Below are 17,762 nucleotides of genomic sequence, written 5' to 3'. Positions count from 1 at the left end.
CCTCCCTTTACCACCAATTATCTATTTTATGATACTTGGTACAAACTATATCAGAAATAAAATTAGTATCGTGTAAAAAGGTGTCACTCGTCCTTCGACATATTTCTAATTCTAATAAGATACGTTTCGATGGCTTTTTCTTCATCACGTTCGAGCAAATATGTAAGAAGTGCCAGATAATCTTCTTTTTTCACATTACCCTGTACCATCTCTGATGTTCTAGCATAGCTGTTGACAATGCGCCAAATTCTTTCCAGCAATCGATTGCGATTCAAAATGGCAATTCTTAAGAAGAAATCATCATCATGAAACTCATCGGCTTTGACCCAGGCCATTAATCTTTTGATATCTTCAGCCGTAGCGAAAAAGGCGACGATCCGCAAACAGTCAATTTCAATCAGCCTTTTCGTCTCAGACAAATCTTCTTGTACTTTTTTATCTTGCAAAAAAAAGGTTCCCAGAAGCTCGACTAGCTTATGCTCCTGGAAATCCCTGATAAACGTCCCTTCACCACGCCTTGTTTCTATTAATCCTAATAGCTCTAAGGCACGCAATGCTTCACGGACAGAGGAACGGCCAACATTAAAACGATCCGATAACTCCCGTTCTGATGGGATTTTATCTCCCGGCAGGAGGCTGTCCGCTTCAATCATGCTACGTAGGCTCTCAACGACATCGAGATAAATTTTGGATGAAGAAGTACGACCTGCCAAATTAATTATTCCTCACTTTTTCCAATGATCGCTAATTTCCTTGTTTTTTCTTTAATTTCCTCGGGATCTACATTTATTCTAGCTACTCCCGTTTCCATCGCTGCCTTGGCAACAGCAGCCGCAACGGCAGGTGCTACCCTTGCATCAAATGGAGCAGGGATAACGTAGTCTTCATTTAACTCATGTTCCTGTATTAAACCGGCAATGGCTTGTACTGCAGCTACCTTCATTTTTTCATTGATATGAGTCGCACGTACATCTAAGGCCCCACGGAAAATCCCTGGGAAAGCAAGGACGTTATTGACCTGATTCGGGAAATCCGAACGGCCTGTTCCAACAACCTTGGCACCCGCTGCTTTCGCATCTTCCGGCATGATTTCCGGATCTGGATTAGCCATCGCGAAAATGATCGCATCCCGGTTCATCGAAGAAACCATTTCTTTTGTCAATGCACCTGCGGCAGAAACACCTATAAATACATCAGCGTTTTGAATGACAGTTTCCAAAGGTCCTGAAATCTTATTTCGATTGGTCACTTTCGCCACTTGTTCTTTTGTATCATTCATACCTGTCGAACGGCCCTCATAAATGGCACCCTTCGTATCACACATGATGATGTCACGAACTCCATAGCTATAAAGCAATTTAATGATGGCAATGCCCGCAGCGCCTGCTCCATTCGCAACCACTTTAATTTCTGACATTGATTTATTCACTAGTCGTAACGCGTTCACAAGACCGGCAACAGTAACAATGGCTGTACCGTGCTGATCATCATGGAAAACAGGAATATTCATTTCTTTCTTGAGCCGTTCTTCAATTTCAAAACAATTTGGTGCGGCTATGTCCTCTAAGTTCACTCCACCGAAAGTCGGTTCGAGTAATTTAACGGTCTCTACAATTTTGTCCACATCCGTCGTTTTTAAACAGATTGGGAAAGCGTCCACTCCAGCGAAACTTTTAAATAAAACGGCTTTTCCTTCCATTACCGGCATAGCAGCCTCCGGACCGATGTTTCCAAGTCCCAACACAGCCGTTCCATCGGAAATAACGGCAACAGTATTCCCCTTCATTGTATAGTCATAAACGGTTTCCGGCTTATCGTAAATATCTTTACATGGTTCTGCGACACCAGGAGAATAAGCCAGGCTTAAATCTACTGCATTCCTTACCGGTACTTTCGAAACTGTTTCTAATTTTCCTTGATTCAAGCGATGCATATGTAATGCTTCTTCTCTTAATGTCATATTTTCACTCCTAATACAAATTGGGTAACCCATATCTTATATGCTGAAATCTAGTGGTCAGACCACAGCGGCCTGTTTTCAATATAACATAACTATTAAAGTTGTAAAACAGTTATTCTTTCTTGTAAACCACATTCCCTTTTCCGACCAAGTCAAATAATGCCTGCATCAGGCTATCTGTAGGATTGACCCAATCCCAATAAGATAGCTGTACATAGCGGTTTTCCCTCTCGTAAAAAAGCATGACCTTGGTTTCACCGCTATGCTGCATTAATATTTTTTTTATTTTTTGCAGTGTATCCTTCGTTTGCTTGCCAGCCTCAATTTTCAGGAATACCGTTCCGTTTTTTTCCTCTTTCATCTGCTTCACTCTTTCAAGCGGGTATACGTTCCTGATCAGGAGCTGTGTTTTTCCATCACGCTCTTCCAATGTTCCTTGCAGCATGACGAGTTGTCCATGATTCAAGTCGGCAGAGTGGTTTTTATAAACATTTGGAAAAACGACCGCTTCAATATCCCCCTCTTCATCACTTACGCTCAAGAAAGCCATCACATCGCCCTTTTTTGTCCTTATGGTTTTAACCGAAGTAATGTATGCGCCAAGTAAGACTTTTGATTCCTTTTTATTGGTAGCTTCATCTATGGTCAAACAGCCGAAGTGCTGAAAAAGTTCCCTGTAGCTTGTCACCGGATGATTCGATAGATAAAGCCCCAATGCGCTTTTTTCCAATGAGAGTTTGTGCTCGATGGGGATGGGCTCGACCCGGTTGTATTTCGGTTTGAGTGAAAACTCGCCATCCGAAAACATATCGAATAGGTCATCATCTGGATTAACCAATTCAGTATGATTGATCGCTACGTCCAAGCTCGCCAACAATGTTGCCCGGTCTTCACCGAATTCATCAAATGCACCTGAATGCACAAGCGCCTCCAACACTTTTCTATTTACGATTTTTCCCGAAACGCGCAAACAGAAATCGAATAAATCAGCGAACTTCTTCTGCCTCCTCGCAGCAAAGATTTCTTTTAGGACAGTCCCGCCTATCCCTTTTATGGCGCCAAGGCTATAACGGATCCCTTCCTTTTCCGGTAAAAACGGGTAACCGCTCCGGTTAATCGAGGGGGTCAGGACCATTATCCCTTTCTTTTTTGCTTCACGGATATATTGCGAAATCTTTTCATCATTCCCGACGACCGATGTCAGAAGTGCTGCCATGAAATATTCCGGATGGTGGGTTTTCAAGTAACCCAGCTGATAAGCGATGAAACTATACGCCACCGCATGGCTTCGATTGAATCCATAGTTAGCGAAGCGGACAATCAAGGAATAAATCTCATCTGCCGTTTTTTCGGAGTATCCTTGTTTCAATGAGCCGCTCACGAAATGCTGCCGCTCTTGATCTAGAACATCCTTCTTCTTCTTCGAAACGGCACGCCGGAGCAGGTCAGCCTCCCCTAATGAAAAACCGGCTAAGCGGGAGGCAATTTGCATGATTTGTTCTTGATAAACGATGACCCCGTATGTAGGCTCGAGGATATCCTTCAAATCTTCGTGCAGGTAATCAATCGGAGCCAGTCCATGTTTTCGCTCGATGAACAGCGGTATATTTTCCATCGGACCTGGACGATATAGGGCATTGACCGCGACGATATCCTCGAATCGGTTCGGTTTCAGCTTGATCAAAACCTTTCGGATGCCATCCGATTCAAATTGAAACACTCCGGTTGTTTCGCCTCTCCCTAAAAGCGCCAGCGTCTCGGGGTCATCCATCGGAATATGGGACAAGTCGAGCTTTTTCCCCGTTCCCTTTTTGATGTTATTTAAAATATTATCGATGAGCGTTAAATTGCGGAGTCCAAGAAAATCCATTTTAAGAAGCCCCAGTTCTTCGAGAAGGTCCATTGGATATTGAGTCAGATGGATGCCTTCATGCCCTCCCTGAATCGGAATATGCTCGGTCAGTGCCTGGTCACTGATAACGACGCCTGCAGCATGTGTCGAAGCATGGCGAGGCAGCCCTTCAAGCAATAACGCGGTTTGAAAAAGTTTTTGATTCAGGTCACTCTCATTAACGAATTCCCTGAGCCTTTTCGATTCCTTGAAAGCCTCGGGAAGCGTGATGCCCAGACGGCCTGGAATCATTTTCGATACCGCTTCCTGTTCTTTTGAATTCAAGCTGAAAACACGTCCTGTGTCCCTTAAGGCAGCCTTGGCAGCCAATGTTCCGAATGTAATGATTTGTGCTACATGAAGTTCCCCGTACTTCTTCGCGACATAGGCAATCACTTCTTCACGGCGGTTATCCGGAAAGTCAATGTCGATATCCGGCATCGAGACACGTTCCGGATTCAGGAAACGCTCGAACAGCAAGGAATGTTCGATTGGATCGACATCCGTTATCGACAGCACATAAGCGACCATCGATCCTGCGGCCGACCCCCTTCCAGGACCAGTCAGGATTTGATGGTCCTTAGCGAATTTCATGAAATCCCAAACGATTAAAAAGTAATCGCTGAATTTCATCTTGGTGATGATATCCAATTCATATCGCAGGCGTTCTTCATATTGAATGGATGGCTCCGGCAATCTTTTCTTCAGCCCTTGGAAACAGATGGCTTCTAGCATTTCCTCGGCTGTGACTCCATCTTCAGTAGGGTACTTAGGCAGCAGTGAACGATGAAACGGAATTTCCAGATTGCATTGCGCGTCAATATGTAGTGTATTTTCGAGTGCATCCGGTCTGTCATGGAATAGTTCTGCCATCTGAGCCCTGCTTTTCAAATAAAATTGATCGGATTCAAGAACCGTATGCGTTTCATCCGCCAGCTTGTCGCCATTTCCAATTGCCAAAAGGACTTCATGAGCGAGTGCATCACTTTCGTTCAAATAATAGACCGGATTCGTCGCGACAATCTTTATCTCTAAATCTCTCGCCAACTGACTTATGGCTTCGTTACCTTTTTCCTCATCCGCAATCGAAAGTCGCTGTATGGATACATAAAAGTTATCATGGCCAAAAATTTGCAGAAACCGCTCTGCTGCCTGTTTGGCTTCTTCAGGATTTCCTTCTCTCAATAGCGTTTCTATTTGCCCCTCTGCACCCGGTGTAATTGCAATCAAGCCCCGGGAATAGGCTTTAAGCCAATTCATTGGAATGCCTGACGGGGATTTAGTTTTTATGGCACTGCTAATTTTAAGCAGGTTTTGATATCCTTGTAGACTTTTTGCCAATAAAAGAAGTCCATGTGGAGATTCCCGTTCATCAAGGACATCCGCAAGTATGCCGATGATCGGCTTTATACCCTGTCTCTTGCATTCTTTATAAAAATAGACCGAACCGTACATAACATTTCGATCGGTTAAGGCAAGACTTGTACAGCCATCCGCTTTCGCTTTGGCCACAAGTTCAGTGATCTTCACTGTACTTGTCAGCAGGCTGTATCCGCTCTGAATATGGAGATGAGTATACACGTTTTTTCTCCCACCTTTGTAAGGCATGTTTCTTTTCATTATAGTGTTTATTTCAAAAAAAGAAAATATGTTCTCATTACCAATGCAATTTAACTTCTGATTTCCGGCGACTATCATATTACCTCTGAACTTCCCATATAAATGGAATAGAAGGATATCAAGCAAAAAAGGATGATGATATATGAATGAAGCCTTTGTTCCAGCCTTCCTCAACAGCTTTTTCATATCGCTTGGCGTATTGCTTGGCGGCTCGATAATCGGGGGCCTCGCCGCTTTTTTTACTGGACAAGCCCCGATGACGACTGTATTCCGGCTGTCGGACAGCCTTCGTATTTGGGCGATTGTCGCTGCGATCGGGGGTACTTTTGATATGGTCTATAATTTCGAACGCGGTATTTTCCATGGAGAAACGAAGGATATAGTCAAGCAGGTCCTATTGATTCTATCTGCACTTGGCGGAGCACAGACAGGAGCACTGATCATAAACTGGTTCACTCAGGAGCATATTTCATCATGAGGATTCCTCCCTATCACCGGTCTCCCACCTGGCAGCGTTTTTTTGCCGGAGCCGCACTCGGCGGATTGATCAGCTGGGGGATTTTCTTTTATATGCATGGTGTCCAGCAGGAGAAGCAGATCCTGACCCTTCACGAACAAAGAGAAAAGATCAAGGATTTAAACGGGAAAATCGCAATTTGGGAGCAGGATTATAAAAAATTGAACCAGAAAAACGAGGAAATCCTGACGATTCAGGAAGTGGAAGTAACCATTACGAATGAAAAATACAGTCTGGATCGGCTGAGTATTGCAGAAGCGGAGGATGTGATTGAGGACGACCTTTCCTCTCTTCTCGCCAAAGATGTCGCCAGTGTCTATGACGGAAAGGTGCTTTTGAAAAAATCCATAGAAAATAAGATCATGACCATCAATAAAAAGCGCTATCATCTTGAAGTCGTTGAAATCATGTTTTATACGAAAATGAATATTGAAATCAAACTAAAAAGGACTACTTCTTAAATGTGGACTTAATGGGTGAAAATCCACCAAATTTAAAGACCAAATCATATGCGATTTGGTCTTTGAATTTTTTCATTCCGCTTTATTCAACTCTTCCATGTCGGCAAGGATATTATCCACTTCATCCCAGGAATGGATCGAAGCCCCTGCTGCAAGCGGGTGGCCTCCTCCGTTATATTTACGGGCAATCGTATTGATGATTGGTCCTTTAGAACGGAAACGGACTCTGATTTCATTATCCTCTTCAATGAAAAAGACCCATGACTTAACATTTTTAATCGAGCCAAGCGAGGAAACGAGCTGGGATGCCTCAGATGTAGAAGCATGGAATTTTTCAAGTATATCTTTCGTGATGATCATTTTCCCTGTTCCATATGGAAGGATTTCAAAATGCTGCAGGACATAGCCATTCAACCGGACTATGCTTTCTTCGACATCATACATCTCCTGATATAACTGCGGGCGGGAGAACGAATAATGAATCAATTCACTGGCATAGGCAAATGTCTTTTCAGTCGTACTTTGGAATAGGAAACGACCTGTATCGCCAACAATGCCTGCATATAGAAGGCGTGCCGCTTCATCACTCATCTTCAAGCCTTGTTCTTTACCGAACTGGTAAAACTCATAAATCATTTCACTTGTGGAACTTGCCGATGTATCAACCCAGCGCATATCCCCATATGGATCTTCATTAGGGTGATGATCGATCTTAATCAGTTTATCGCCCGTCGTGTACCGTGCATCACAAATCCGGTCCGTATTTGCGGTATCACAAACGATGACCAGAGCGCCTTGATATGTTTCATCCGAAATCACATCGAGCCTTCTTAAGTAATTCAATGACGGTTCTTCTTTCCCGACCGTATAAATTCGCTTTTCGGGAAAAGATGCTTTCAGGATTTCCGCCAATCCCCCCTGTGAACCATAAGCGTCCGGATCTGGACGGACATGACGATGGAGAATGATAGTATCATAACGCTTTATATCTGCTAATATTTCAGCTTTCATATTGATCTCCCCTTAACATATGTATTATCGAGCCTTATAAAGATGATATATTTCATTTAATCAAAAAATTGCGGAAATAGGAAGACTCATCTTGTTTACTGTGGCATTCTCTTTCATTTCCCGCTACAATAAAAAGGTACATATGTTAAATTGGGGGAATTTCAAACGATGCCTATTCTTGTCACCTTGATCGTTCTTTCACTAGGGGTCTATCTGTTTTATAAAATCAAATCGGTCCGAACCAGAATGCCGATGGAGAAAAAGTGGATTTCAGGGAAGTCTTCCATTGCCCTTGGTTCGTTTGTCGCACTATTCGGAATCAATCAGCTTTTTCTATTCCACACGACCATCACTTATATCATTGCTGCCGTTTTCATCTTCGTTGGCCTATTCAGTGTTTGGGGCGGCTATAAAATGTATAAATTTTATTTGCCGCATGCAATCGAAGAAGCTGCAAATCAAAAAGGATAATCGAATTTCGATTATCCTTTTTATTTTTCATGACCTGTCCAGCAATTGGCAAGTCAACATCGCCTTGCCGACAAGTTTACCTTGGTTAAACACCTCGACATCCACTTTTCCGAATTTACGTCCTACATCAAGGACACGCGGATGGATTTCAAGCGTACTGTCGATCTGAACTGGCTTGATGAAGTAGATCGTCATGTTTTCCACGACCAAGTCACCGCGCTTATAGCTTCGAAGTGCACGGTTTGCCGAGTCGGTGACCAATGTCGTGAACACACCGCTTGAAATGGTCCCAAGGTAATTGGTCATCTGCGGAGTGACGCCATAGTTATACACTTCCTCGCCCTTGCCACGATTCGAAGTCATCACAAGCTGGCTGGTGATCGTATCGTCGATCGTTTCGCCGACCTGAGGCTGCCTTTGACTCATTTGCAGTGCCTTCAGCACATCCTGCCTGCTCACGATTCCCTTTAGGATATGACTGTCATTCACGACCGGGATTAACTCAATCCCTTCCCAAACCATCATATGTGCAGAAGATGCCACACTCATTTTATCGCCTACGGTCATCGGGTTTTTCGTCATCACCTTATCAATGAGCGTCAGCTCTTCCTGTCCAATGATATCTTTTGATGTGACCATTCCTTGAACCTTCATTTTGTCATCGACAACAGGGAAACGGCTATGCCCCGATTCCTGATTCAGTTCATGCCAAGTCTGAACCCGGTCACCCACTGTCAAAAAGGTCGTTTCCTGTACGGGTGTCAAAATATCCTCCACCAGCAAGATTTCCTTTTTGATCAATTGGTCATAGATCGCCCGATTGATCATCGTTGCGACGGTAAACGTATCGTAACTCGTTGAGATGACTGGCATCTCCAATTCATCGGCTAACCTTTTAACGGGCTCTTCCGTATCGAATCCCCCGGTGATCAGCACCGCCGCACCCGCTTTTAACGCGTGCTCGTGGGCCTGTGTACGGTTCCCGACGATCAGCAGGTTTCCTGCCCCTGTATATCTCATCATGGCATCCAGCTTCATCGCCCCGATGACGAATTTATTTAATGTCTTATGAAGTCCCGTTTTCCCACCAAGAACTTGTCCGTCAACAATATTGACTACCTCAGCGAAAGTGAGCTTTTCAATATTCTCTTTTTTCTTTTTCTCAATACGGATCGTGCCTACCCGTTCAATCGAGCTCACGTAGCCCTGGTTCTCCGCCTCTTTAATGGCCCGGTATGCCGTACCTTCACTAACATTCAATGCTTTCGCAATTTGACGGACGGAAATCTTTTCGCCAACAGGGAGCCCATCGATATGTTTTAATATTTGTTCATGCTTTGTAGCCAAGCGCTTCACCCTTTTCACGGTATTCCTATTCTCCATTATAAGGTCAAAGAGCCTAGTTTATCAAACAACTACTAGTATTGGCGCAACCTTTTGTATTCCAGCTGGCGTTTTACCTTTTGTTTCTTAGGAGAATATAGTATGCCCGTCAAGTTTCCAGCGACTGCCAACAATGCAAACAACAGCCAGGATCCAGCAAACAGACTCTCCAGACCGCCACTTTCCAACGACAAACGCGGCACGGCATAATACAGCATCACACCGCATAAAAGTAAACACAGTAATAACCTCTGTTTCATCCAATCCCCCCCTTTTTTTCATCTATTCATTTTATGCCTGTGACAGGAAAAAAGACTTGGCTGCTGAACGAGACTTTACTTTCCGATTGCCGGAATGATTTGCGTGAAAGGCAATGCTACAGGGAAATCTTCAATTTTGGCCGGCTATCCCCATAACAATCCACATAAAAAACGGAAGCCCTGCAGGCTCCCGCTCCTATTAAAATTCTATTTCATCCCCGGCTTCCATGATCAGCCCATTTCGCTCTTCAAGCAAGTCGATGAATTTGTCAGGGTCCTGTTTGATGACAGGGAACGTATTATAATGAATCGGCACGACTTGTTTGGCTTGAAGGAATTTCGCTGCAAGTGCTGCATCTTCCGGGCCCATGGTGTAATTGTCGCCGATTGGCAAGAATGCCAAGTCAATCGGATGTCGCTCCCCGATCAGTTTCATATCTGAAAATACCGCTGTATCCCCTGCATGATAAATCGTTTTCCCTTCTATCGTAAGCAATATGCCAGCAGGCATTCCTAAATAAATGATTTGCCCCTCTTCGTTATTGAATCCCGTTCCATGGAAAGCAGGCGTCAGTTTCACTTTTCCAAAGTCGAACTCGAAAGCTCCGCCGATGCTCATCCCGTGGGTCCTGACTCCTTGAGCACCCAGGTAGTCGGCAATCTCTGCAATGCCGATGACAAGCGCATCATGCCTTTTGGCCAATTCAACCGTATCACCGACGTGGTCATTATGGCCATGTGTTAAGATGATCACATCCGGTTTCACATCTTCTACCTTCAAATCGGTTAATTCGTTTCCAGTAATGAATGGATCGATTAAAATCGTTTTACCATTCGTTTCGACTTTTACAACTGCATGTCCATGAAAAGATACTTTCATTTTTGATGCTCCCTTCCCATACCAACAATTTTTTTATGTAGCTTTCTTAGGCCTTTCCCATTTACTATACTTTTAAATATTGCTAAGGTAATTATATCTTATTAATGGAGGTATCGTCATGAATGAACGTTTGACAGGACTACAAAATTGGCTGCAGGCCAATGAGGCTGATGCCGCTTTACTTACATCTACAGAGAGCATCTTCTATTTGAGCGGTTTTTTTAGTGATCCTCATGAAAGACTGCTGGCACTTGCCATTTTTGCAAATGCCGAACCTTTCCTTGTCTGCCCGCAGATGGAAGTTCCGGATGCTAAACAGGCTGGATGGGATGGAGATATCATCGGTTACACCGACATTGAAAATCCTTGGGAAAAAGTTAAGCAAGCAGTGGAGAATCGCGGGTTAACCATTCATACAATGGCCATTGAAAAAGAGCATATGAATGTAGAACGTTATGAAAAGGTCCAACAATACTTCGGAGCACCAAAGCTCGTTTCCGCAGAAGAAAAACTTCAAAGGATGCGAATGATCAAATCGGAAGATGAAATGGTCAAAATCCGTGAAGCATGCCGCCTTGCCGACTTTGCGATTGAAGTGGGTGTCAGCGAAATTCATGAAGGTAAAACGGAAATGGAAATCCTTGCAGCGATAGAATACGAATTGAAAAAGGCCGGAGTCAGCCAAATGTCTTTTTCCACCATGGTCCTGACTGGTAAAAATGGCGCTTCCCCACATGGCACACCCGGGAATACGAAGGTTCAGCGCGGCGATCTTGTCCTCTTTGACCTGGGCGTCGTTCATGAAGGGTACTGCTCTGACATCACTAGAACGGTTGCTTACGGAGATATCAATGATAAACAGGCAGAAATATATGAAACTGTACTTAGAGCACAGGAAGCTGCCGTTGCAGCCAGTAAACCTGGTGTATCCTGTTCCGAGATAGACTTGACTGCCAGAAACATCATCAGGAATAAAGGATACGGTGAATTCTTCCCGCACAGGCTCGGCCACGGACTTGGGATCAGCGTCCATGAGTATCCATCCTTGACTGAAACGAATTCCCTCGAACTCCAATCCGGAATGGTTTATACCATCGAACCTGGCATATATGTTCCAAATGTTGCAGGCGTCAGGATTGAAGATGATCTACTGATCACCGATACCGGCTGTGAGGTTTTGACCAAATTCCCGAAGAGCCTGCAAATCATAAAGTGATCATGCATTAACCATTTAATATAAAGACCCGGATACCCCCGCCTTCATTTAAGACGGGGGTATCTATTAATCAAAATTCATTTTACTAATCGGTCAGCCGTTCAAGCTTCACTGCTTTATCACTGCCGTCAAACAAAATGACCAGCCATTCACTATCTATTCTTATGATTCCCCTCTCGGCACCAAGAAAATAAACAACATGATCATTCTCTTTAAAATATTCCGTTGGGGACCCTAAAAGCATGATCACTTCTTCTTATGTCTTGCCTATCCATTCATTTTAATTCATTCAACCAGATATACTCTTCCTTCATCATCATTTAACCACCTTTCAGTGGTGAACCTTGATTCATATTCATCTACCCCTCACATAAAAACACAATAATAGAAGAGAAAAGCCAAGGCTTGAAATGATTATAAATCTAATTTTGATTTTCCTTTTATTATGCTGATCGGTATATTTCCATGAAATCCACCGAAAAATAGTAAAAGAACAAATGGAAGCAGCAGTGCTGATATACTCATTAAACTGATCGAAGCATGTACAGCATTGATGTAAAAAATATAAATGAAATAGATCAAAGCATACAAAATCTTATACATATGATGCATAATTTAATATTCTTGAAACACTCAAAGAAAAAAACTCCCCTCTCACATTAAATTCACCATAAATTAGGTAAATAAGGTGAGCGTTTCGTTCATGCAATGAATGTGCTTATCTTTTCATCATAATAAGGTTAGAATCATTTTTTTCATTTTGCGATTTCCAGATCATTGGCTAAAACATTCGCTAATTTGTTACAATTGAAATCAGATCCATTAGGTAAATCATAGTATAATAGGAATGAAATAGAAGGAGGAGATTCACTTGAATAGTATAGATTATAAAAATATTCTTGTAGCAGTGGATGGTTCGGAAGAAGCAGAATGGGCCCTAAAAAAGTCAATCTATTTAGCAAAACTCAGTGACGCTACCCTTGTTCTCACACATATCGTGGATACAAGGAATTTCCCTACTGTCGAAGCTTATGATATGACTATCCGTGATCACTCTGAAACCTTTGCCAATGAGCTATTGGACAAGTATAAAACGGAAGCCATTGCATCCGGGATTGCAAAGGTCCAAACAGAAGTTGCATATGGTTCTCCTAAAGTTCAAATTCCAAGGGATTTAGCGAAAAAGCATTCGATCGATTTAATTGTATGCGGTGCAACGGGCCTTAATGCAGTCGAACGTTTCCTTATCGGCAGCGTGTCGGAAGGCATCGTTCGCCATTCTAACTGTGATGTAATGGTCGTGCGTACGAATTGATAATAGAAAATGATAAAAAGCTCGTTCGCCAAATTGGTGAACGAGCTTTTTCCTGTTATTCACTTACCAGTTTTTCCGCTTTTTCAATCGCCAGCAAAACTTGGGCAAAACCTGTACCGCCCGCACTGTTACGGCGTTTAACTGCTTCATACGGATTTAATGCATCATAAATATCCTGTTCAAACAACTCGGAAGCTTCCTGGAATTGTTCAATGCTTAGGTCCACTAAATAGCAGCCATTCTGGACACAGAACAATACAAGCTTCCCGACCACTTCGTGCGCCTTACGGAAAGGCATACCCTTTGAAGCTAGGTAATCAGCTAATTCCGTCGCGTTCGAGAAGTCATTTTTTGTTGCTTTTTCCATTACGTCCGTTTTCACTTTCATCGTTGAAATCATGCCGGCAAATATTTTAAGTGAACCAACAATGGTCTTAACCGTATCAAAAACGCCTTCTTTATCTTCTTGCATATCTTTGTTATAAGCAAGCGGCAGTCCTTTCAAAACAGTCAATAACCCCGTTAGGTTCCCATAAACCCGTCCTGTTTTACCACGGATCAATTCCGCCATATCAGGGTTTTTCTTTTGCGGCATGATGCTGCTTCCCGTGGAAAACGCATCATCCAATTCAATGAATTGGAACTCTTGGCTTGACCAGAGAATGATTTCTTCGCTGAAACGGGATAAATGCATCATCATGGTCGCACTGTTGCTCATGAATTCAATGGCAAAATCACGATCACTTACCGCATCAAGACTGTTTTCATAAATTCCCTCAAACCCCAATAGCTCGGCACTGAGCGCACGGTCAATCGGGAAAGTCGTCCCAGCTAATGCCCCAGCACCCAATGGAGAAATATTAATCCTTTTGAAACTCTCGGTGAAGCGCTGCTTATCACGCTCAAGCATCCAAAAATAAGCCATTAAGTGGTGGGCAAATGAAATGGGCTGTGCACGCTGCAAATGTGTATAACCTGGAATTAGTGTTTCCACATTTTTCTTGGATTGTCCCAAAATCGCTATTTGCAAATCATTGATGAGTTCCAGAATCACTTTCGTTTGGTTCCGCATATACAGATGAAGGTCGGTTGCAACTTGGTCATTACGGCTTCTTCCTGTATGAAGCTTTCCGCCAACTGGACCGATTTCGCTTATTAGCATACTTTCCAGGTTGAGATGGATATCTTCCATCTCAACCTTAAAAGTCAATTCACCCTTCTCAGCTTTTTCCTGTAAACTTTTCAGACCCGCAATGATCTGATCCGCATCTTCTTCAGGTAAAATGCTGCATTTCTTTAACATGGTTACATGAGCTAAACTGCCTTGAATATCTTCAAGGACAAGTTCCTGGTCAAAGGAAATGGAAGCTCCGAACTCATCTACCCATTCTTCGGCAGATTTCGTAAATCTTCCTCCCCAAAGCTTGCTGCTCACACTGTCACCTTCTTGCTATTGACCATGCTGTTCACTTTCGTTGGAAGTCCCCATAACTTAATGAATCCAACTGCTGCATCATGATCGAATTCGTCCGCTTTTGTATAGGTAGCCAATTTTTCGTCATATAGGGAGTACTCGGATTTTCTTCCTTCAACAATCGCATGACCTTTGAATAGTTTCACACGTACCGTACCCGTTACATTCACTTGTGTTTCTTTCAGGAATGCAGCTAAAGCTTTTTGAAGCGGAGAGAACCAAAGTCCTTCATAAATCAATTCAGTCATTTTCTTCTCGATCACCGGTTTGAAGTGAGCCAATTCTTTTACAAGCGTGATATCTTCAAGTTCTTTGTGTGCAGCTATCAATGTCATCGCACCAGGAGCTTCATAGACTTCACGTGATTTGATTCCTACTAATCTATTTTCAACGTGATCGATACGTCCAACTCCGTGTTTGCCGGCAATTTGATTCAACTCGACGATCAGGTCAGCCAATTTATAGTTTTTATCATTCAATGTAACTGGCACACCTTGTTCAAAACCAATTTCAATGATATCAGCAGTATCCGGCGTACATTCAAGGCTTGTAGTCAAATCATATGCATCTTCCGGTGGAGCTGCCCAAGGATCTTCCAGGATTCCACATTCGTTACTTCTTCCCCAAAGGTTTTGGTCAATCGAGAACGGACTCGCCATGCCAATCGGAACGGGAATGCCATTTTTCGCTGCATATTCAATCTCCTCTTCACGAGACCATTTCCAGTCACGAACAGGTGCAAGAACTTGCAAATTAGGGTTCAATGCGGAGATTGATACTTCGAAACGCACTTGGTCATTTCCTTTTCCCGTACAACCGTGCGCAACGGCTACCGCGTTTTCCGCTTCAGCCACTTCCACTAATTTCTTCGCGATCAGCGGACGTGATAAAGCTGATACCAATGGATATTTCCCTTCATACAAAGTATGTGCCTGAAGAGCCGTCAATGCGAATTCATCAGCGAATTCGTCCTTCGCATCAATTACATAGGAACTTACCGCACCAACAGTGATCGCTTTTTCTTTAATGAAGTCCAAATCTTTCCCTTCACCGACATCCAAGCAGCATGCAACAACTTCGTACCCTTGATCTTGTAACCATTTAATTGCAACGGAAGTATCCAAACCTCCGGAATATGCTAAAACAACTTTTTGATTTTCCATTTCCATCGTCCTTTCGTATGAATAAAAATTCATCGTTTGTTATTTTTATTCAATCTATGATTAGTACTTTATCATCTTTATTAAAGGAATACAAGGGGTATTTTAAAGATTTTGCTAAATAATCCGCTAATATTTTCAGGGAATTTACACATTGGATGCTTCCGCGAGAATATAGTAAACTAGGAGTATGATAAATCGAAAAGTGGAGGGCATATGAAAGAACAATTTACCTATGATGAACGGCTTGGCATCCCAATTCCCGATTTGAATCTGGAATGGGATGAATATACAAAAGGCGAGCAACAGCAAATACTCGTACATTGGGAGAATATCCGGGGAAGCATCCCGGACCGCATCAAGGAACTGGAATCCACCATTAACCGAAAGCAGTTTCGGCTTTCCGATGAGAGTAATTTCGCCAAATCATGCCAGCTCAATTCCGAAATTGCGGAACTTGCTTCCATCATCAATGATTTATGGCTTTGGTATCGTGCCAATCAAGGCGTAACTGAAAAGATGCATAATTAAGGCCTATTCCATGCAAAAAAAGCCACAGTTTAAAACTGTGGCTTTTTTTGCATTCCTCTTATAAATCCTTGCGAAGTTCACCAACGACATGTCCCAATTCCGGAAGAATCAATTTATTCATCGCAAGCCGAACCGCCCCTGATGAGCCCGGGGTGGAAAAAACCGCTTTGTTGTTCACGACTCCGGCAATCGCCCTGGATAGAATGGCAGCCGAACCGATATCCTCTTGATAGCTGAGCATTCGGAAAATCTCGCCAAAACCGGGAATTTCCTTGGTCATCAATTCTTTGACCGCCTCGATCGTTACATCCCTATTGGCGATGCCAGTGCCTCCATTTGTTAATATGACATCGACCGTGCTGCTTTGGCAGCCAGAAGTGACCGCATCCTGAATCGCTTTCCGCTCATCTTTAATGATTACATAATCCGTCACTTCATGCCCATTCGATTTCAATAATTCCATCATCAGTGCCCCGCTTTTATCCGTTTCTTCATTTCGCGTATCGCTGACGGTTATCACCATGCAGTTAACTGCCTCCGTGACGGCTTTTTTATGATTCTTGACACTCATTCTTCATCAGCCTTCTTCTCCAGTAAATAACGATATTGATAGAACTTCTGGGCAAATTCACTGACACTCCGGGTCATTTGATAATTGGATCCAGCCCCGATGGCCATGCTGATGAACGGTATGCCCCGAACCAGTTTTTTCCGAAAAACAGTAATGGATAATGCTTTCAACAGCTGCTTCAGCGGCTGTTCCATCCAGGACGGGTTTGTCAGTTCTTCGATACCTAAATAAAAATAGTCATCTTCTGCGGTCTGGACCTCGCGGATCAATTCTTCCCAGGCTATTCCTTGGAGCCTCTTCGGCATCGCTCCTGCATTGAATACCTTAAGGGCCAGCATCATTTCAAACGGTGTATTCACCTCAACACCATAAGACATCGCAATCAGCTGTACGATCCTGACATTGATGACCGTCATGGCCGGAATATCGCTCCCTAGCAGAAGCATGCCTCCTGATCCGCTCATCCCGCCTTGTGCAAATGAATATAAGCGATGCTTAGCGATATGCTGGTTGGCTATGTAATTCAACTGATCGATCGATAAGTGATTCAAATCACTCAACGTTTCGATTTCTTCATTAAACACGCGCGCAGATGCTAAAATCCGCTCTCTTGCATCTATTTGAACTTGTGAGCTCTGAACCATGGCATGCAAATGAAAAAGCCAAGTATCAAGCTTTTCAAAAAACTGTTGTTGGACGTTTTCCGGAAGCAGGGCAAACCCCTGTTCCAACCATTTATCATACAATGCAGCAAGATCCGTTGGCTCATATTGATAAAGTTTTTCCTGCCATTCACTAATTTCATTCCAAAGTTTCATTTCCCGGTTCGTGAATTCCATGCATCAAGCCTCCTATGTACAGAATTGGTGGATTCTCCCTTAAGTATACCATAGAAGGAAGCTTTTCAGAGAATAGATGATGGCGATCCAGCGTTCAAGGGTATGGATTGCATGGACATAAAATCCATGAGAAGGCGGATTCCGAGAATGAAATTTTATATACTGCATTCACTGGAAAGACCCCTTACCAGAGAGATAAAGG

18 protein-coding genes are annotated in these 17,762 nt (G+C 43.2%); 6 read left to right on the top strand and 12 right to left on the bottom strand.

Features of this window, described 5'->3' with window-relative positions; translation table 11 throughout:
• Nucleotides 1–83: 83 nt before the first annotated feature.
• The 3 genes from Q8G36_RS02345 to dnaE form a co-directional block, all read right to left on the bottom strand.
• Nucleotides 84–713 (bottom strand): FadR/GntR family transcriptional regulator, encoded by a 630-nt coding sequence (locus Q8G36_RS02345; protein WP_094246639.1) that lies wholly within the window; start codon nucleotides 711–713, stop codon nucleotides 84–86.
• 5 nt (nucleotides 714–718) lie between these two features.
• The gene (locus Q8G36_RS02340) at nucleotides 719–1,960 is read right to left on the bottom strand and encodes an NAD(P)-dependent malic enzyme (protein ID WP_305158790.1); all 1,242 of its coding nucleotides are present in this window, start codon (nucleotides 1,958–1,960) and stop codon (nucleotides 719–721) included.
• Between the two features lie 112 nt (nucleotides 1,961–2,072).
• On the bottom strand, nucleotides 2,073–5,432 hold the full coding sequence (dnaE, locus tag Q8G36_RS02335) for a DNA polymerase III subunit alpha (RefSeq protein ID WP_336622945.1): 3,360 nt from the start codon (nucleotides 5,430–5,432) through the stop codon (nucleotides 2,073–2,075).
• A 181-nt stretch (nucleotides 5,433–5,613) separates the two neighbouring features.
• Here dnaE and Q8G36_RS02330 point away from each other — a divergent pair, with 181 nt between their 5' ends.
• Entirely contained in the window at nucleotides 5,614–5,949 is a 336-nt protein-coding gene (locus Q8G36_RS02330; RefSeq protein ID WP_076364742.1) for a YtrH family sporulation protein, read from the top strand.
• Nucleotides 5,946–6,449, top strand: a complete 504-nt coding sequence (gene ytrI / locus Q8G36_RS02325) for a sporulation membrane protein YtrI (RefSeq protein ID WP_305158788.1) — start codon at nucleotides 5,946–5,948, stop codon at nucleotides 6,447–6,449. The genes Q8G36_RS02330 and ytrI overlap by 4 nt, the downstream gene beginning before the upstream one ends.
• A 72-nt stretch (nucleotides 6,450–6,521) precedes the next feature.
• Here ytrI and Q8G36_RS02320 read toward each other — a convergent pair whose 3' ends face one another.
• Nucleotides 6,522–7,460: a DHH family phosphoesterase gene (locus tag Q8G36_RS02320; RefSeq protein WP_305158787.1), complete on the bottom strand. Its 939-nt coding sequence runs from the start codon at nucleotides 7,458–7,460 to the stop codon at nucleotides 6,522–6,524.
• A gap of 168 nt (nucleotides 7,461–7,628) precedes the next feature.
• Here Q8G36_RS02320 and Q8G36_RS02315 point away from each other — a divergent pair, with 168 nt between their 5' ends.
• Nucleotides 7,629–7,931, top strand: a complete 303-nt coding sequence (locus Q8G36_RS02315; RefSeq protein ID WP_305158786.1) for a YtpI family protein — start codon at nucleotides 7,629–7,631, stop codon at nucleotides 7,929–7,931.
• A 27-nt stretch (nucleotides 7,932–7,958) separates the two neighbouring features.
• Here Q8G36_RS02315 and Q8G36_RS02310 read toward each other — a convergent pair whose 3' ends face one another.
• The 3 genes from Q8G36_RS02310 to Q8G36_RS02300 all read right to left on the bottom strand — a co-directional run bounded on the left by Q8G36_RS02310 (nucleotide 7,959) and on the right by Q8G36_RS02300 (nucleotide 10,454).
• Nucleotides 7,959–9,278: a DRTGG domain-containing protein gene (locus Q8G36_RS02310; protein ID WP_305158785.1), complete on the bottom strand. Its 1,320-nt coding sequence runs from the start codon at nucleotides 9,276–9,278 to the stop codon at nucleotides 7,959–7,961.
• 71 nt (nucleotides 9,279–9,349) lie between these two features.
• Nucleotides 9,350–9,574, bottom strand: a complete 225-nt coding sequence (locus Q8G36_RS02305) for a hypothetical protein (protein WP_133349657.1) — start codon at nucleotides 9,572–9,574, stop codon at nucleotides 9,350–9,352.
• Nucleotides 9,575–9,773: 199 nt separating this feature from the next.
• Nucleotides 9,774–10,454 carry a metal-dependent hydrolase gene (locus Q8G36_RS02300; protein ID WP_305158784.1) on the bottom strand — a complete coding sequence of 227 codons (681 nt, stop codon included), beginning with the start codon at nucleotides 10,452–10,454 and terminating at the stop codon, nucleotides 9,774–9,776.
• Between the two features lie 118 nt (nucleotides 10,455–10,572).
• On the opposite strand from Q8G36_RS02300, the gene Q8G36_RS02295 reads away from it, so the two are divergent.
• Nucleotides 10,573–11,670: a M24 family metallopeptidase gene (locus Q8G36_RS02295; protein ID WP_305158783.1), complete on the top strand. Its 1,098-nt coding sequence runs from the start codon at nucleotides 10,573–10,575 to the stop codon at nucleotides 11,668–11,670.
• 85 nt (nucleotides 11,671–11,755) lie between these two features.
• Here the strand turns inward: Q8G36_RS02295 and Q8G36_RS02290 are convergent, their stop codons facing one another.
• The gene (locus Q8G36_RS02290) at nucleotides 11,756–11,914 is read right to left on the bottom strand and encodes a hypothetical protein (RefSeq protein ID WP_305158782.1); all 159 of its coding nucleotides are present in this window, start codon (nucleotides 11,912–11,914) and stop codon (nucleotides 11,756–11,758) included.
• A 636-nt stretch (nucleotides 11,915–12,550) separates the two neighbouring features.
• On the opposite strand from Q8G36_RS02290, the gene Q8G36_RS02285 reads away from it, so the two are divergent.
• The gene (locus tag Q8G36_RS02285) at nucleotides 12,551–12,985 is read left to right on the top strand and encodes a universal stress protein (RefSeq protein ID WP_305159026.1); all 435 of its coding nucleotides are present in this window, start codon (nucleotides 12,551–12,553) and stop codon (nucleotides 12,983–12,985) included.
• A 55-nt stretch (nucleotides 12,986–13,040) separates the two neighbouring features.
• On the opposite strand, the gene argH is transcribed toward Q8G36_RS02285, so the two are convergent.
• Both argH and Q8G36_RS02275 read right to left on the bottom strand, forming a co-directional pair.
• The gene (argH, locus tag Q8G36_RS02280) at nucleotides 13,041–14,420 is read right to left on the bottom strand and encodes an argininosuccinate lyase (RefSeq protein WP_305158781.1); all 1,380 of its coding nucleotides are present in this window, start codon (nucleotides 14,418–14,420) and stop codon (nucleotides 13,041–13,043) included.
• Complete coding sequence (locus Q8G36_RS02275; RefSeq protein WP_305158780.1) at nucleotides 14,417–15,622, bottom strand: argininosuccinate synthase; 1,206 nt, start codon at nucleotides 15,620–15,622, stop codon at nucleotides 14,417–14,419. The genes argH and Q8G36_RS02275 overlap by 4 nt, the downstream gene beginning before the upstream one ends.
• A 213-nt stretch (nucleotides 15,623–15,835) precedes the next feature.
• On the opposite strand from Q8G36_RS02275, the gene Q8G36_RS02270 reads away from it, so the two are divergent.
• A complete protein-coding gene (locus Q8G36_RS02270; protein WP_305158779.1) occupies nucleotides 15,836–16,150 on the top strand; it encodes a hypothetical protein in 315 nt (104 codons plus the stop codon).
• Nucleotides 16,151–16,208: 58 nt separating this feature from the next.
• On the opposite strand, the gene Q8G36_RS02265 is transcribed toward Q8G36_RS02270, so the two are convergent.
• Both Q8G36_RS02265 and Q8G36_RS02260 read right to left on the bottom strand, forming a co-directional pair.
• A complete protein-coding gene (locus tag Q8G36_RS02265) occupies nucleotides 16,209–16,721 on the bottom strand; it encodes a MogA/MoaB family molybdenum cofactor biosynthesis protein (RefSeq protein WP_305158778.1) in 513 nt (170 codons plus the stop codon).
• A complete protein-coding gene (locus Q8G36_RS02260; protein WP_305158777.1) occupies nucleotides 16,718–17,560 on the bottom strand; it encodes an EcsC family protein in 843 nt (280 codons plus the stop codon). The genes Q8G36_RS02265 and Q8G36_RS02260 overlap by 4 nt, the downstream gene beginning before the upstream one ends.
• Nucleotides 17,561–17,762 lie beyond the last annotated feature (202 nt).

Source organism: Peribacillus frigoritolerans (assembly GCF_030676415.1).
In the GTDB taxonomy this organism is placed as follows: domain Bacteria; phylum Bacillota; class Bacilli; order Bacillales; family DSM-1321; genus Peribacillus; species Peribacillus frigoritolerans_A.
The sequence above is the reverse complement of the archived record's forward strand: the minus strand, read 5'-3'. Positions and strand labels throughout refer to the sequence as shown.